We start from the raw sequence: 18,260 nt of genomic DNA on the forward strand, positions 1-18,260 counted from the left end.
CAAAAACAGGTCGATGCCGGGGCTCACTTCTTCGGCCCCAGGCGTTTGAGCAGGGTGTCGAGGGTCGCCTGGTTCATGCCTTTGGCCAGCGGGAAGTCTGACGGCATCAGCGTTCCGGCTTGCGGGTCGAGGCAATGCCCGACCAGCGCTTGCAGATGCTCCAGCAGGCGGCCGGGCAAGCGGCTGTCGGCGCTCGGCGTGACGCTGTGCCACTCGACACGCAGTACGCCGCCTTCCAGCCAGGCCACCACTTCGCGGCCATGGGTGACCCGGTTGGCCAGCGCCACTTCCGGCGGAGGGGTCAGGCTGCTGGCGCGCAACCATCCGCCGGTCGATTGCTCATGCCCGAGGTAGTTGAACAGCACATCGCCACGGCCCGGCGGCAACTCGCCGCGCTGGCGCAGCAGACCGTGGCCAAGGCCCTGGCCCGGTACGGCGCGCAAGGCTTCCTTGGCGTTGCGCACCCGATCGCCGGGGGCTCCGCTGGAATTCACGCGTAGCGGGTACAGGGTGGTGAACCAGCCGACGGTGCGGCTGACATCCAGGCCTTCGAACGGCGCATCGCGACCGTGGCGTTCCAGGTCCACCACGATCTCGGCGCGGCTTTCGGCTTCTGCCAGCGTGGCGGCGAGGGCGGTGATCAACAGTTCTTCCGGTTGTGTGCGGTAAGCGGCATGGGACTCGGTCAGCCATTGGTGGGTGCGGGTGGCATCCCAGCGGGCTGACAGCGTTTGCCGTTCGGCGAGCGTGGCCACCGGCCTGGCGCTCGCGACTGTCTGGGTGCTCCAGTAGCGGTGTTCGTTGCTGACCGTGCCGGCATGGGCGTGCAGGTGTTCGGCCCACTGACGATAGGACGTGGTTTTCGCCGGCAGGCTCGGGTTCTCGCCACGTTCCAGCCCTTGATACAGCTGCTGGAAATCTTCCAGCAACGGCGTCCACGACACCGCGTCAATCACCAGGTGATGCGCGACCAGATACAGACGTTGCGGTTCGCCTTCCAGCAACGCAGCGGCGAACAGCGGGCCGTGTTGCAGGTCCAGGCTTTGCGCGACGTGTGCCAGTTGCTCCGGATGGTCGCAGCAGGTCAATTGCACAGGCTCGGCCTGCGCAAAGTGCGCTTGCCATTGCCCATCAACCTCGGTGAAACGCAGACGCAAGGCGTCGTGGTGGGCGACCAGCCGATCCAGCACGGCCTGAATGATAGCCGGCTGCAGACGACGGTCGCTGTCGGCCAGCACCGACTGGTTCCAGTACGCTGCTTGCGGTTGTTGTTGGTCGAAGAACCACTGATGCAACGGCATCAATGGCATTACGCCGGTGATTTCCCCTTGTTCGGCCAATGTCAGCAATGGGCTGGCCACCTGAGCCAGTGCTGCCGGAGTCGGCGAGCGGAACAGGTCTTTTGGCGTGAGCGAGTAGCCCTGTTCGCGCAATCGGGAGATCAGCTTCAAACCGAGAATCGAATCGCCGCCCAACGCGAAGAAACTGTCCGAGGTGCCGACTTCGCGGCCACCGGTCAAAGTCTCGCCGAGCAGTTCGCCGAACAACTGGCAGAGCAGGGTTTCCAGGTCGTTGCGCGGCGCGGCGTAGTCTTCCTGGGTTTGCGGCAATGGCAGGGCGGTCAAGGCCTTGCGGTCGATCTTGCCATTGCTGGTCAGCGGCAAGGTCGGCACTTCGACCCACACCGCCGGTACCATGTACGCCGGCAGCTGGTTTTTGAGTTGGGCGGCGAGCAGGGTTTCGAGTCCCGCTTGCGCTGCACTGCTGCTATAGAACGCGACCAACCGGTTGTCGATCACCAGGGTGCAGGCACCGGTGATTGCAGGTTGATTCAGCAGCGCGGCATCGATTTCCCCCAGTTCGATCCGCTGCCCGCGCAGTTTCACCTGGTGGTCAAGACGCCCCAGGTACTCGATGTTGCCATCGGCGAGGAAGCGGCAACGGTCGCCGGTGCGGTACAGGCGATCACCGTCGATGAACGGGCTGGCGAGGAAACGTTCCTGCGTCAGGTCCGGTCGTTTCAGGTAACCGCGCGCCACGCCGACACCGCCGATGTACAGCTCGCCGATACTGCCGATTGGCAGCGGCTGCATGGCTTCGTCGAGGATGTACAAGCGCAGGTTGGCGATCGGTTTGCCGATCGGCACGATCGCGTCGTTCACCGAACAACGCCACACCGAGACGTCGATCGCCGCTTCGGTCGGGCCGTACAGGTTGACCAGGGCGGCCGGGTGTTGACTCATGAAACGCCGCACCAGATCCACCGGCAGCGCTTCACCGCTGGCGAACACCTGACGCAGGCTGTGGCAGTCGGCCAGGCTCGGTTCTTCGACAAAGGCGCGCAGCATCGACGGCACGAAGTGCAGGGTGGTGACCTGTTGCTGCTGGATCAACTGGCTGAGATAGGCCGGGTCGCGATGGCCGTCCGGACGCGCCACCACCAATGTGGCGCCGGTGATCAGCGGCCAGAAGAACTCCCACACCGACACGTCGAAGCTGTACGGGGTTTTTTGCAGCACACGATCATTCGGGCCAATCGGGAAGGCGTCCTGCATCCAGTACAGACGGTTCATCAAGGCGCCGTGTTCGTTCATCACGCCTTTCGGTTGGCCGGTGGAGCCGGAGGTGTAGAGCACGTAGGCCAGATCGCTGGCACTGACGCTGATCGGTTCACCGATTTCAACTTGCGGCAGGGCGTCGAGGGTCCAGGCGGTGTGCCCGACCGGCAGACGCGCCAGCCACTGCGCTTGGGTCAAGGTGACCCGGGCGTCGGCGTCCTCGATGAGGAAGGCCAGGCGCGCGGCAGGCAGTTCCGGGTCCAGCGGCAGCCACGCGGCGCCGGAATGCACGATGCCGAGCAAGGCCACCACCATCTCCACGGAACGTTCCATGCACACCGGCACGATGGCGCCGCTGCCGATACCGGCAGCGCGCAAGGCCCGGGCGACGGTTTTCGCGCGTTGATCCAGTTCGGCGTAGGTCAGGCGCTGGCCTTCGAACACCAGCGCCGGGGCATTCGGACTGAGCGCGGCTTGTTGGCTCAGGGCGGTATGCAGGTTGGTCGGGCCGCTGTAGTGACGTTCGGTGGCGTTCCACAGGTCCAGTTGCTGTTGGTCCTGTTGTTGCGGGAACAACTCGACCAGCGCTAGCTCCGGCGTGGCCACCAGTGCATCCAGCAGCGCGCACCATTGCGCGCTCCAGCGCTGCATCGTCGACTCGTCAAACAGCGCCGATTGGTATTCCAGCGCGAGGGTCATGTCGCTGCCGTCGTCCTGGACTTCCCAGCTCTGTTCGAACTTGGCGTCGATTACCGGCAGCGTCTGCTCTTCGATGTTCAGCCCCGGCCATTGGCTGCTGTCCATGCGGCCGTGGTTGAGGGAGAACATCACCTGGAACAGCGGTGTGCGATTCAGGTCGCGGCGCTGGGCAATGGCGCCGACCAGCGTTGCAAACGGCAGGTCGGCATGGGCCTGGGCCGCGCGCAGATCAGCTTCAAGGCTGGCCAGTAATTGCTCGGCCGGGGCCTGTTGATCGACTTCGCTGCGGATCACCAGCGTGTTCACCAGGCAGGCCAACAGCGCTTGAGATTGCGGCTGGTCGCGTTGGTCCGCCGGGGTGCCGAGGCGAATGTCCCGCTGACCGCTGTAACGCGCAAGCAATGCACTCAGGGCACTGGCCAGCACCACATACGTGGTGGTGCCACGTTGACGGGCGAACTGGCGGATCGCTTCAGCCCGCTGGGCACCGAGGCGCACGGTCAGTTGCCGGGCACGAGGATCCGCTTCGGCGGCGCGTGGATGGTCGATGGGCAGATCGAGTTGGTAGTCGTCTTGGCCGAGGTGATTTTTCCAGTAATCCAGACTGTCAGCGCGTCGGGCTTGAGTGTCCGGGTGCTGTTGCCACAGGGCGAAATCGACATAGTCGACGTCCAGCGCCTTCCAGGCGGGTGACTGCCCCTTCAGACCGGCGCTGTAGGCCTGGGCCAGTTCGTCGATCAACAATTGCATCGCCCAGCCGTCGGTGGCGCTGTGGTGCAGGCAAACCAGCAACAGGCTTTCGTCGCTGCCCTGACGTTGCAGCAGATGCGCACGCCAAGGTGCGGCGGTGGCCAGATTGAACGGTGTCATCAGCTCGGTCCGGGCACTGGCGCAAGACGCTGTCCAGTCCTGAGCGGCGACCGAAGTAACCGCGAGCACCGGGCCATGATCGTCGATCAGCAACTGCGGCTCGCCCTGGACTTCGACAATGCGGCTGCGCAGCACCAGATGGCGCTGGCTGACCTGCTCGAAGGCCTCACGCAAGGCCAGGACCTGAAGGTCGCCACGCAAGGTCAGAGCGAACGGCATGTGGTACTCGCGTGAATCCGGTACCAGACGGCTGAGCATCCAGAACCGTTGCTGAGCCAGGCCCAGCGGTAATTGTGCCGGACGCGGTTGCGCGGTGATCAGCTCGCCCGGCATCGCCGCGCGCAGATGACCGGCCAATGCCGCCACCGTCGGTTGGGCGAACACCAGTGCCAGCGGCAGGGTGGCGCCCAGGCGCTCACGGACCCGAGCGACCAGGCGGGTGGCCAGCAAGGAGTGGCCGCCGAGATGGAAGAAGTGATCGTCGATTCCTACCGAGGAACATTCCAGCACTTCGCTGAACAACTCACAGAGCACTGTTTCAGTGGCATTGCGCGGCGCCACATGAGGTTGGCCTTCGCCGGCATCTGGCAATGCAGTGGCGGCAAGCGCCTTGCGGTCGAGCTTGCCGTTGCTGTTGAGTGGCAGGCTGGCGAGTTGCACAAAAAGGCTTGGCAGCATGTGCGAGGGCAGGTCGTCGCTCAATGCGTTTCGTACTGCGGATTCATCGGCGTCACCGCACCAGAAACTCACCAGACGCTGATCGAGCAACAAGGTGGTCGCATCGCGAACGCCCGGTTGCGCGAGCAATTGAGCGTCGATTTCTCCCAGTTCGATCCGCTGGCCACGCAGTTTCACCTGATGGTCAAGACGCCCCAGGTACTCGATGTTGCCATCGGCGAGGAAGCGGCAACGGTCGCCGGTGCGGTACAGGCGATCACCGTCGATGAACGGGCTGGCGAGGAAACGTTCCTCGGTCAGGTCCGGACGTTTCAGGTAACCACGCGCAACGCCGACCCCGCCGATGTACAACTCGCCGATGCTGCCGATCGGCAGCGGTTGTTGAGCTTCGTCGAGGATGTACAGGCGCAGGTTGGCGATCGGTTTGCCGATCGGCACGATCGCGTCGTTCACCGAACAACGCCATACCGAGACGTCGATCGCCGCTTCGGTCGGGCCGTAGAGGTTGACCAGGGCGGCCGGGTGTTGGCTCATGAAACGCCGCACCAGATCCACCGGCAGCGCCTCGCCGCTGGCGAACACCTGACGCAGGCTGCGGCAGTCGGCCAGGCTCGGTTCTTCGACAAAGGCGCGCAGCATCGACGGCACGAAGTGCAGGGTGGTGACCTGTTGCTGCTGGATCAACTGGCTGAGATAGGCCGGGTCGCGATGGCCGTCCGGACGCGCCACCACCAATGTGGCGCCGGTGATCAGAGGCCAGAAGAACTCCCACACCGACACGTCGAAGCTGTACGGGGTTTTTTGCAGCACACGATCATTCGGGCCAATCGGGAAGGCGTCCTGCATCCAGTACAGACGGTTCATCAAGGCGCCGTGTTCGTTCATCACGCCTTTCGGTTGGCCGGTGGAGCCGGAGGTGTAGAGCACGTAGGCCAAATCATTGGCGCGGACGCTGATCGGCTCGAACGCTGGCGCTTGCGGCAGGGTGTCGAGGGTCCAGGCGGTGTGCCCGGCCGGCAGACGCGCCAGCCACTGCGGCTGAGTCAGGGTGACCCGGGCGTCGGCGTCCTCGATGAGGAAGGCCAGGCGCGCGGCAGGCAGTTCCGGGTCCAGCGGTAACCACGCGGCGCCGGCATGCACGATGCCGAGCAAGGCCACCACCATCTCCACGGAACGTTCCATGCACACCGGCACGATGGCGCCGCTGCCGATACCGGCAGCGCGCAAGGCCCGGGCGACGGTTTGCGCGCGTTGATCCAGTTCGGCGTAGGTCAGGCGCTGGCCTTCGAACACCAGCGCCGGGGCATTCGGGCTCAGCGCGGCCTGTTGGCTCAGGGCGGTGTGCAGGTTGGTCGGGCCGCTGTAGTCGCGTTCGGTGGCGTTCCACTCGACCAGTTGCTGTTGACGCTCAGACGCCGCCAACGGTGACCAGTCGCCGAGGCGGGTCTGTGGTGCGTCGAGCATGGCTTCGAGCAGTTGTTGCCATTGCGCCAGCCAACGCTTGGCCGTGGTTTCACTGAACAGCGCGGCGCGGTATTCCAGCAACACCGACAACACCTCGCCGTCATGCACTTCCCAGTTCAGGTCGTACTTGGTGGCCTGAGCGGTCACTGCCCGTTCACGCACCTGCAATTGCGGCCAGTGGCTGGCCGACGAATCGGCGTTCTGCATCACGAACAACACCTGGAACAGCGGCGTCTGGCCGAGGTTGCGTTCCGGTGCCAGGTGTTCAACGACCTGATCGAACGGCACGTCCTGGTGCTGCTGGGCATCCAGCACGCGGTTGCGCACCTGGCTCAACAAGCCTTCGAAGTCCAGCGCCGGATCGAGGTCGGCACGCATTACCAGGGTATTGACGAAGCAACCGATCAGCGGCTGCAGCTCGGCCAGCGGACGCTGGGCCACCGGGCTGCCGAAACGCACGTCGCGCTGGTTGGCATAGCGCCCCAGCAACAACTGCGCCGCGCTGAGCATCAGCATGTACAGGGTGGCGCCGCGTTGCTGGGCGAACTGACGCAAGCGTCCCGCCAGTTCTGGTGGCAGTTGCAGTTGCACCGCGCCGGCGCCCGGTTCGAGCAGGCTTGGGCGACCCTGCTCGGTGGGCAGGTCCAACAGGTAATTACCGTCTCCCAGTTGGGCGCGCCAGTATTCGAGTTGGCTGCGGAACACAGTTTGTTGACCGGGCTCGCGCTGCCAGAGTGCGTAATCCGGGTATTGCAGGGCCAGCTCCGGCAATGCAGCGACGGTGCCTTGGCATTGAGCGGTGTAGAACTGTGCCAGTTCATCCAGCAGGGTCTGGCTGGAGGCATCGTCAGTGGCGCAGTGGTGCACGGTCAGCAACAGCAACGCCTGGGCGAAACCGTTGCGTTGAATCAGCGTGGCGCGGATCGGCACTTGGCTGGCGAGGTCGAAACGGTGTCCGGTTTCGGCGTGGATGGCATCAAAGGTCAGCTGTTGCCAGATGTCGTCGGTGGTCGCGTTCAGTGCTGCCACGGGCAAGGTGATGTTGACCTGTGGCTCGATGACCAATGCCAACTCGCCGTCGCCATCGCGCACGATGCGGCTGCGCAGGATTTCGTGGCGTTGAACCACGCTGTTCAGTGCGGACTGCAAGGCCAGCGTGTTGAGTTCACCGTCGAACTGCACGGCGCTGACCACGTTGTATTCACCACCGCCAACACTCAGTTGTTCAAGGAACCACAAGCGTTGCTGTTCAAACGACAACGGCAGGCGCGCCGGGCGTGCCGTCGGGACGAAGGTCGCCGCCGGGGTATGCAGGGGATCGCCGAGCAATGCGGCCAGGGCGTCGAGGGTTGGGTGTTCGAACACCGCGCGCAGCGGCGGAACCGTGGCGAACTGTTGGCGCAGTCGGGCAAACAGCACAGCCGCCAGCAACGAATGACCACCAAGGTAGAAGAAGTGACTGTCGCGACCGATCTGCGTCAGCGGCACGTTCAGCAGCTCGGACCACAGGGCGGCGAGTTGTTGTTCGGCGATGGTCCGCGGCGGGTCCTGGGCGTCCGGTTCAGCCTGGATGTCCGGCGCGGGCAACGCCTTGCGGTTGAGTTTGCCGTTGTCGGTCAGCGGCAACTCATCGAGCAGCACAAATGCCGACGGCACCATGTAGTCGGGCAGGGCGGCGCCGATGGTTTTGCGCCAAGCGTTGATATCGGCCTGCTGGTCGCAGGTGACGTAGGCCACCAGGCGCTTGTCGCCGGGCACGTCTTCACGGGCCAGCACCACCGCCTGACGCACACCCGGCTGGGCGCCGATCAAGGCTTCGATTTCCCCCAGTTCGACACGGAAACCACGGATTTTTACCTGATGATCCATGCGCCCCAGGTATTCGAGCTGGCCGTCGGGCAGCCAGCGCACCAGGTCGCCGGACTTGTACATCCGCGCACCGGCCAGCGGCGAGAACGGATCGTCGATGAATACCTTGGCGGTCTGTTCGGCGCGGTTGAGGTAACCCTGGGTCACGCCGGCACCGCCGATGTGCAGTTCCCCTGGAACGCCGACCGGCATCGGATTGAGAAAAGCATCGAGCACGTAAGTGCGCACGTTGGCGATCGGCCGCCCGATGATCGGGCGCTGCGGGAAGTCGTCGACCGCACACCCTGTAGCGTCCACGGTGCATTCGGTCGGGCCGTAAGTGTTGAAGAAACGGCTGCCGGCAATCGACGGCAGTCGCTGCCAGAGTTGCGCGTCCACCGCATCGCCGCCGAACAGGATGAAGCGCGGCAGGTACACCTCGCCACGACGCACGCCGTCACTTTCGAGCAGGGCTTTGAGCTGCGCCGGGGTGCACTCGAAGGCTTCCAGACGGGTTTCGCGGAAGAACTGCGCCAGGGCGTCGGGGTCGTAGCGCACGTCTTCCGGGGTCAGGTACAAGCTGTGGCCGTCGAGCAGCAGGATGAGTTCGGCCACCGAACTGTCGAAGGCAAACGAGTAGTTGAAACTGCTGCGCATCGGCTGATCGGCGTAGCGCCGATACAGGCCATGGATCCGCGCCCAGGCCAGGTTGACCACCGAGCCGTTGGTGACCAGGGTGCCCTTGGGCTTACCGGTCGAGCCGGAGGTGTACATGATGTAGGCGAGGTCGTCGGGACCGGCGAGTGGCGTGAGGTTGCAGTCCGGTTGATCGGCGAACAGGGCGGCGTCGCTGTCCAGGCGCAGGCGCGGCAGTTCGGCGCCCAACTGCTCCAGCAAGCCCTGCTGGCCGAGGAACAGCGCCGGTTGCGAATCTTCAAGCATGTACGCCAGACGATCCACCGGGTAGGTCGGGTCCAGCGGCACATAGGCACCGCCGGACTTGAGAATGCCCAGCAGGCCGATCAACAACTCCAGCGAGCGCTCGACGCACAGCGCCACCGGGCGATTGGCGATCACGCCGCGGCTGCGCAGGTAATGCGCCACCTGGTTGGCCCGACGGTTCAGTTCGCCGTAGCTCAGGCTGCGGCCTTCGAAGCACAACGCATCGCGATCCGGGGTGCGCTCGGCCTGCTGTTCAAACAACTGGGCGAAGGTCAGGTGCTGCGGCACGTCCATCTCGGTGCGGTTCCACTCGACCACGGTGCGCTGCCATTCCGCCGCCATCAGCAGCGGCAGGGCGGCTACCGGGCGTTGCGGTTCGGCGAGCATTTGCTCGAGCAAGTGCTCCAGGCGGGCGAGGGTCTGACGGGCGCTGTCGGCGACGAACAGGTCCAGCGCGAACATCAGCTCCAGTTGAATCGGCGCGTTGGCCGGGCACAGCACATGCAAATCCAGATCGCATTCGGAGTGCTTGAGCGGCGTGTCCAGGGCTTCAAACTCCAGCCCCGGGAAGCGCAGCCGCGATTCCATGGCCAATTGCTGCGCGACCATCACTTGATACAGCGGCGCATGACTGAGGCTGCGCGGCAGTTGCAGGCTGTCCACCAGTTGCTCGAATGGCAGGTCCTGATGCAGCAGGCCATCGCGCAGTCGTTTGGCCACCTGGCTCACCAGGGCAGTGAAATCCGCTTGCTGATCGAAGTCAGCGCGGATCGCCAGGTTGTTCAGCAGAATGCCGAGCAGGCCTTCGGTGCCCGGTTGTTCACGGTGGGTGACCGGGGTGCCGATCAGCACCGTGGCGTCGCCGCTCAAACGGTGCATCAGCACGGCGAACCCGGCGAACAACACGGTGAACGGTGTGGTGCCCAGGCGGCTGGCGAAGGCTTGCACACGGGCACTGAGGTCGGCGCTGAGTTCACGCTGCACGATCCCGGCGCGGTAGGTTTGCATCGAGGGCCGCGGATGGTCGGTGGGCAGCGCCAGCAGCGGACTGCCTTCGCTGTCGCGACGATCCAGCGTGGTGGTCCAATAGTCGAGTTGGCGCTTGAGTTCGGCGCCTTGCAGGTGTTCGCGTTGCCACAGGGCGAAGTCGGCGTATTGCACCGGCAGGGCCGGCAGTTCGGCGGCGGCGCCGTTGCAACGGGCTTCATACCCCAGGGCCAGTTCCCGCAGGGCAATGGTCGCAGACCAGGCGTCCGAGACCAGGTGATGCAAGGCGATGCCCAGTACGTGTTCACCCGGTGCCAGGCGCAGCAGGCGCGCACGCAGCAACGGCGGCTGGGTCAGGTCGAACGGCTGCTCGAAGGTTTCTTGCAGGGCGTTGAATTGTGCACCGGCGCGAGCGGTGGCGCCGAGGTCCGACAGGTCTTCGAATGGCAGTTCGATGTTCAGCGAATCGCTGATGTGCTGGCAGGGCACGCCGTCGGTGCTGCGGATGCCAGTGCGCAGGATTTCATGGCGCACCAGCAGGTCGTTCAGGCTGGCGTGCAAGGCTTCGACGTTGAGTTCACCTTTGAGGTGCAGGGCGAACGGGATGTTGAACAACGTCGTGCCCGGCGTCAGTTGTTCGATGAACCACAGGCGCTGTTGCGAGAACGACAGTGGCAGCAGCGCCGGTCGCGCCTGGGCTTTCGGCGCGCTGATCGTGGCGGCCTGCGGTGCGGCGGCGTCGGCCTGGCGAGCGGCGATGGCCACGGCCAGCAGCGCCACCGTTGGTTGTTCGAACAGCACCCGCAACGGCAGGTCGAGTTTGAAATGCGTGCGCAGGCGCGCAACGATCTGGGTGGCCAGCAGCGAGTGCCCGCCAAGGGTGAAGAAGTTGTCTTCCACCCCTACAGTGTCGCGACCCAGCACCTCGGCCCAGATGGTCGCCACGGCGGTTTCCAGCTCGTTGCGCGGCGCGATGCTTTGCTGGGTGTCGGCCTGCCAGTTCAGTTCCTGGGCGGCCAGGGTCTTGCGATCGACCTTGCCGTTGTTGTTCAGCGGCAAGCGCTCCAGGCACACGAAGGCAGCCGGCACCATGTACGGCGGCAATTGCGCGCGCAGGTGTTCGTTGAGTCCGTCGCTGCCCAGTGTGTCGTCATGGGCCGACCAGTACGCCACCAGCCAGGCTTCGCCCACGCTGTTTTGCCGCAGCAGTACGGCGGCTTCGCGCACGTTCGGGTGCTGCGCCAGACGGTGTTCGATTTCGGTCAGTTCGATCCGGTGTCCGCGCAATTTCACCTGCTGGTCGCGGCGGCCGAGGTATTCGATCACGCCATCGTCACGCCAGCGTCCGAGGTCACCGGTGCGGTACACGCGACCTTCAAGCTGCGGGTGGTCGATGAACGCGTCAGCGGTGCGCTGCGGATCGTGCAGGTAGCCACGACCGACGCCGACGCCACCGACACAGATTTCCCCGGCAACGCCAACCGGCACTGGCCGCAGGGATTCGTCCAGCACGTACAAGCGGTTGTTGGCGGTGGGCTGGCCGATCGGCATGTGGCTGACGTTGGCGTGCGGCGCTTCGAAGATTGGCTGGAAGGCCACGTCGTCGGCGCATTCGGCCGGACCATAGGCGTTCATCAAGGCGATGTCGGGGAAGCGCGCAAACCAGTCCCGCGCCACGGTTGGCGGCAGGGCTTCACCGGTGGGCAGCACCCATCGCAGGCCTGGTAATTGCAGGTCGCACGGGCACAGCGCGAGCAGCGTGCGCATCAGGCTCGGGACAATTTCCAGCACGCTCAGACAGTCGCTGGCGATCACTTGCAGCAGGCGTTGCGGGTCGTGCGCGACTTCGTCCGGCAGGATCTGCACCGTGGCGCCGAGTACCGGCGCGGCGAGGAATTGCCACACAGAAATGTCGAACGCCACCGAAGCGGTTTGTGGAATCCGGTCTTCGGCGTTCAGCCCCAGGGCCGGCACTTTGCCGAAAATGTTATTGAGCATGCCCCGTTGTTCGATCATCACGCCTTTGGGCGTACCGGTCGAACCCGAGGTGAACAGCACGTAGGCAAGGCTGTCCGGGCCGCCGAGCAGCGGCAGCGGCGAATCGTTGCCGGATGTCCAGCAGGCTTCGGCGAACAGCGCTTTGGGCGCCTGATCGAGGCCGCTGAGCAACTGATCGAGCAGGCTACTGCAGTCTTCGCTGGCCACCAGCAACGGTGCACGGGACAGGCTGAGGATTTCCCGCAGGCGTTCGGGCGGATGATTGACTTCAAGGGGCAGCATCGCCGCGCCAGCCTTGAACACGGCAATCATCATGGTCAACAACGCCAGACCCCGGGGCGCAACCAGCGCGACCAATTGATCTTTATCGATACCGGCGTCGCGCAAGACGTGCGCCAGGCGAGTGGCTCGCTGATCCAGTTCGGCGTAGGTCAGGGACTCACCGTCGCAGATCGCCGCAATCTGCTCGCCACGTTGGGCGACCTGCGCGGCGAACAGTTCGGCGTAGCTTTGATCCAGTGGGAAGTCGTGCGGGTTGACCGCCCACTCGCCCAACAGTTGCTGGCGCTCATCAACGGCCAGCAGTTCGAAACTGCCCAGCGGTGCGTCCGGCGCGGCGAGCATCCCGCGCACCAGGCTGGCGATGTGGCCGAGCAAGCGTTGCACGGTCGGCGCCTCGAAACGTTCGCGGTCATAGGACACCCGAATGCCCAGTTGCTCGCCGGGCAGGATCACCACGGTCAAGCCGTAATGGGTGTGCACGCTGTGATCCATGCCTTCGAGGCTGAACTGGAAGCCGCCTTCCAGGATCTGTTCGTCGATCGGGGCGTTTTCGAACACCAGGATGCTGTCGAACAGGGTTTCGCCCCGTGGGAAGTCACTCCAGCCCTGAATGTCGGTCAAGGGTGTGTGCTCAAAGTCGCGCATGTCGACGTTCAGCCCTTGCAGGGCACTGAGCCAATTGCCCAACGACGCTTGGGGATCCACCGACACTCGCAGCGGCAAGGTGTTGATGAACAGGCCGATCATCTCCGCCACGCCGGTCAGTTCTGCCGGTCGACCGGCCACGGTGACGCCGAACAGTACGTCCCGTTGACCGCTGTAGCGCGACAGCAGCAACGACCAGACACCCTGGAAAAACGTGTTTGGCGTGATCCTGCGGCTACGACAGAACGCCGCCAGCGCCTGGGTTTCCTGCTCCGTCAGGTGAATCAGTTGATCGTCCACCAGCACCGCGTCGGTGTAGCGGTCGCGGGCCACGCCGTTGTCCACGGTCAGCGGCGTAGGGGCATTGAGCCCTTGCAACTGGCCGCGCCAGAACTGCTCGGCCTTGCCCGCGTCCTGGCGTTGCAGCCACTGAATGTAATCGCGGAACGGGCGCGGGCTCTTGAGCTCCGGCTTGCGGTCGTTGCACAGCGCTTCATAGACTTTGAGGAAGTCCACGGTCACCAGTGAAATGCACCAGGCATCCATCAGGATGTGGTGAAAGCTGCGAATGAACTCATAGGACTCGTCGGCCAGCCGCACCAGCCGGAAGCGAATCAACGGCGGCTTCGACAGGTTGAAACCGACTTTCTGTTCATCCTCCAACAGCGTGCGGATCCGCACTTCTTGCTCATGCGGGGTGAGCCCGCGCAGGTCAAGGGTGTCCAGCGGCACTTTGACTTCGCGATGGATCACCTGCACCGGTTGCTTCTGGGTTTTCCATTGAAAACTGGCACGCAGGGAAGGGTGCAGCGCCACCACCTGGCGCCAGGACTCAAGGAACGCCACTTCATCGATGGCACCGCCGATGCGGTAGCGATCCTGCATCAGGTACACACCGGAGTCTTCGTGCAGCAGGGAGTGGAACAGCATCCCCTGCTGCAGCGGCGACAGCGGGTAGATGTCTTCGATCGGATTGCGGGTGGTTTTTTCGGTGGTCATTGAAAGCGTCCTGCAAAAAATGGGGCAACGGTGAGGGCGTGGTGGCGAGGGAAACCGGTCACAGGTCGGCCTCGTTCAGTTCGGCCATCAGCGCTTGCATTTCGTCGTCGGACAGTCCCGAGGCGCTGAACTCGGCGCTGTCGGCTTGCGGCTCTACAGTGCCTGCGGCCAGCGGTTGCGCGACCTCGGCCATGCCCGCGATGGTCTGGCGTTCGAAGACATGCTTGGCCGAGAGCGCAATACCTTGCTCGTGGGCCTGCGCCACCACTTGCAAGCTCAGGATCGAGTCGCCGCCAATGGCGAAAAAGTTCTCGGTGACGCTGACGGTCGAGAGCTTCAAGACCTTGGCCACGATCGCTTGCAGGGTGGTTTCCATCGCGTTGCGCGGTGCCACATGGGCGCCTTCGTCGAACTGGTCCGGGTCGGGCAGCTGACGGGTATCGAGTTTGCCGTTAGGGGTACGCGGGAAGGTCGCCAGGGTCAGCACCCGGGCCGGCACCATGTATGACGGCAGGCGTTCGCCGAGGAAGCGCTTGATCGCTTCCGAGTCTGGCGCGTAGCCGTGAGCGGCCAGGATATAGGCCAGCAGACGCTTGCCGGCGGCGTGTTCTTGCACAATCACCGCGGCTTCGCGCACGTCACTGTGGCTGCACAGTTGACGTTCGATTTCGCCGAGCTCGATGCGGTAGCCGCGCAACTTGACCTGATGGTCCTTGCGGCCGAGGAACGCCAGGCGCCCGTCCGCCAGCCAGCAGGCCAGGTCGCCCGTGCGGTAGGCGCGGGTGCCATCGGCCAGGGTGACGAAGGCTTTGGCGGTTTCTTCGGTTTTGTTGCGGTAACCGCGGGCCAGGGTCGGGCCGGCGAGGACGATTTCCCCCGGTTCGCCGATGCCGCTGGCAAGGCCGTGTTCGTTCAGCACGCGCAGGTCCATGCCGGCGATTGGGCGGCCAATGGTCAACGCCCGGCTTGGGTCCAGCACTTCATAGGTGGCCCAGACCGTGGCTTCGGTGGGGCCGTATTCATTGACCAGTCGAGCTTGCGGCAAGGTCTTGCTGTGCTGTGCGATCAACGACGGCGGGCACGCCTCGCCGGCGACGATCCAGCACTCTAGGCTGTCAGCACCACCGGTGCGCTGTAATTGATCGAGCAACGCCTGATACAACGAGGGCAGCGACAGACCGTGGCTGACCCGATGCTGGGCAATCAACCGCGCCAGACGGGACATCTCCAGCTCTTCGCCGGTGGCCGGTAGCACCAGACGCCCGCCCTGGGCCAGGGTCCAGAAAATCCCCGCGACCGAGCTGTCGAAGGCAAACGATGACAGCAGCAGGTAGGCGCGCACCGGCGCCTCATAAGCGGCCATGCGCACCTGGGTCGAGAAACTCAGTGCACCGTGGCTGATTTCCACGGCTTTCGGCGCGCCAGTGGAGCCAGAGGTGTAGATCAGATACGCAAGGTCGTCTGCGTCGGGCAACGGCAGTGGCGGCAAGTCGCTGGTTTTTTCAATTGTCAGACCGTCAAGCACGAAGCATTGCAGGCTGGCAGGCACGCTGTCGGCCAGTTCGGCGCTGACCACGATGTGCGCGATGGCGCTGTCGGCGAGCATGTAGGCGCGGCGATCCGCCGGGTAGGTCGGATCAACCGGCACATAAGCGCCACCGGCCTTCAACACCGCGAGCATGGCGACGATGGCGGCGTTGCTGCGGGCGAACAGAATGCCTACGGGCACCCCCGGACCAATTCCGGCCGCCACGAGTTGATGGGCCAGATGGGTCGCGCAGGCGTCGAGGCGGGCGTAGCTCAGGTCGCTGTCCTTGTCGCTGAGGGCGATGGCGTTCGGCTGTTGCTGAACCTGACGGGCAATCAGCTCGACCAGGGTCACCGGTTCGATCAATGGCAGGTCGGGTCGGGCATCGAGCATGTTGGCTTGAAGCGGCCCGCTCAACGGCAGTTGCGCCCAGGCTTGCCGCAGGTCGGCCAGTGTGCCCAGCAGCAGTTGCAGCCATTGCTCGGCGAGGCAGGTCGCCGCTTCACTGCTCAACGTATGGCGGTCGTAAACCATGTGGGCCTGCAAGCTGCCAGGCAACTGGCGCACGTTCAGGCAGGCTTTCACCGGGTTCATCACCGCGCCGGCATAACGTTCCTGGGCATCGCCCGAACGCCAGGCAAAGGCGTAACCGCCGTTGAGATCCTGGGTGTAATAGTCCTGCCAGCCAACCGTCCGTTCGATCATGGCGGCGACGTGTGTGCTTTGCTCCAGCAGGGTCGTGCGGGCATCCAGTTCGATGCGCACCGGCAGGCACTGTTCGAACAGCCCCAGGGCATTTTCCAGTTCCGGGCCACGGCTTTCGTGGATCAAGGTGATCGGCACTTGCTGTTGGCCGGCCAGGCGTCCGAGTACCACGACCCACGCCGTCAACATCAGGTTCGAAGTCAGGGCCGGGTGGCGGGCGAGGTCGGCCGGTAATGCCAGATCCACCCGCGCTGGTGCAAACCCGTTGCTGGTGGTCGATTCAAGCGATAGTTGCAACGTCGGCTGCTCGCTCTCAGCCAAAGGTCTCCAGAAGTTCACGCCCGGATGGTCCGGCTCATCTTCTGTCAGGCTCCAGCGCCACTCGGCGTAGTCGGCGTATTGCAGTGCTTCGGACAGGTCCGGGGTGACGCCTTGCAGCAGCGCGCCGGCCAGCAGTTTCAGGCTGGCGAGGTCGAAGTGGCTGCTGGCGGCGGCCAGGTCCAGCACCGAGTGTTCATCCGACAGGCGCACCAAGGTCACGGACAGTGGGTTCGTCCAGTCACGGGGCTGCGCGGCGAGGTTGGCCAGTGCGGCGTCCTGATCGGCGAGGCTGTGCTGACGCAAGTCCTGCACCGTCATGGGCAGGGTGCAGGTTTCGTGGATCACCTGTACCGGGTGACGCAAACCCGGCACCGGCATCAGGCGTGTGCGCAGGATTTCACTGTCGGCCAGCAGCGCCAGTAGACGACTGTTCAGCGCCTCAACGTCCACCGATCGGGACAATGACCATTGCAAATGGCAACTGAACGGGTGTTCAGCCGCGCCGTTGAGGTGCGGGTACACCGATGCCTGTTGCGGCGAAATACGAAAACCTTGGAGTCCGTTCATGTTCAACTCGACTAAAAATTGGGCGTGAATCTGGGCCATGGCGCAGGCGCCGAGGCTCGCTGACCGAGTGTCAGTCAAGCCTCTTGCGAACAGCGGTTGCGCCCGTTGAAGGTCAGACGGCGACGTCGCTCGACAGCAGGGCTTCGGCCATGCCGGTCATGATTGCGCGCTTGCCGGTGAAGGGTTCGCGCCCGTGAACCGCGAGCATGTTGTCGATGAACAACACGTCGCCCTGCTGCCAGCTGAACCGCACCAGCGAGTCGAGGTAGGCCGCGCGTAGCGACTCCAGTACCTGCGGCTCGATCGGTTCGCCGTCGCCGTAAAAGGTGTTGGTGGGCAGGTCGAGGTCGTTGAAGTTGCTTTGCAGCGAATCGCGGATCGCCGGGGGCAGGGTGCTGATGTGGAAGAAGGTCGCATGGTTGAACCAGACTTCTTCGCCGGTACGCGGGTGGCGCACCACGGCCGGCCCGCGCTGGCGGGTGCGCAGGCGGTTGTTGTCTTTCCATTCCACTTCGATGCCGACACTGGCGCAGTAGGCTTCCACTTCGCTGCGGTCTTCGGACTGGAACACGGTCTGCCACGGCAGTCCGAAACCATCGCCGTAGTTGCGCACGTACAGCACGCCTTTTTCACGGAACCGTGCTTCGATTTCGGGGCTGATGCCGGCCTTCACCGCGCGGGTCGAACCGATCGGTGTTTCGCCACCGGTCTCGGATGGAATGTGGCAGTAGAAGAACAGTCGCAGTGGAAAGCGCGGCGAATAGGAATGTTCGTTGTGCGGGAAAATCATCTGATCGGCTGGGTAGTCGGTCGAGGTGTAGATGTTGCCGCCGACCCGGGTGCGGGGCGAGGCGCGGAACATGTATTCCAGTGCACCGGGGGAGAGCGCGGCGATGACCTGGTCGAATTGCTCCACGGACAGCACCGAGAACCCGCGAAACAGCAGGGCGCCGTATTGCAGCAGTTTCTGCTCCAGGGATTCGCGTTCCCTGGCCGCCCAGGCGACCAGGTCGACGCCGCTGACCGCCGGCTCGATCACCAGTGGCAAGGCGTGGTCCGGGCTGAGCAGGCGCTCGCTGACCAGTTGCTGTTCCGAGACGTTCATGGCTTTGCGGCGCACGGCGCCGAGGGCGCGAGACGATGGGGGCACGATAGACATAAAGGCATCC

The 18,260-nt window shown here is 64.3% G+C and carries 3 protein-coding genes; all 3 read right to left on the minus strand.

Annotation, left to right across the window (positions count from 1 at the left end):
- Positions 1–23 precede the first annotated feature (23 nt).
- Entirely contained in the window at positions 24–13,970 is a 13,947-nt protein-coding gene (locus LOY36_RS09060; protein ID WP_258672976.1) for a non-ribosomal peptide synthase/polyketide synthase, read from the minus strand.
- Positions 13,971–14,028: 58 nt separating this feature from the next.
- Entirely contained in the window at positions 14,029–17,091 is a 3,063-nt protein-coding gene (locus LOY36_RS09065; RefSeq protein ID WP_258672977.1) for an amino acid adenylation domain-containing protein, read from the minus strand.
- A 112-nt stretch (positions 17,092–17,203) separates the two neighbouring features.
- On the minus strand, positions 17,204–18,250 hold the full coding sequence (locus tag LOY36_RS09070; protein ID WP_019649560.1) for a TauD/TfdA family dioxygenase: 1,047 nt from the start codon (positions 18,248–18,250) through the stop codon (positions 17,204–17,206).
- Positions 18,251–18,260: the final 10 nt, after the last annotated feature.

It is taken from the genome of Pseudomonas sp. B21-019 (assembly GCF_024749225.1).
GTDB lineage: Bacteria > Pseudomonadota > Gammaproteobacteria > Pseudomonadales > Pseudomonadaceae > Aquipseudomonas.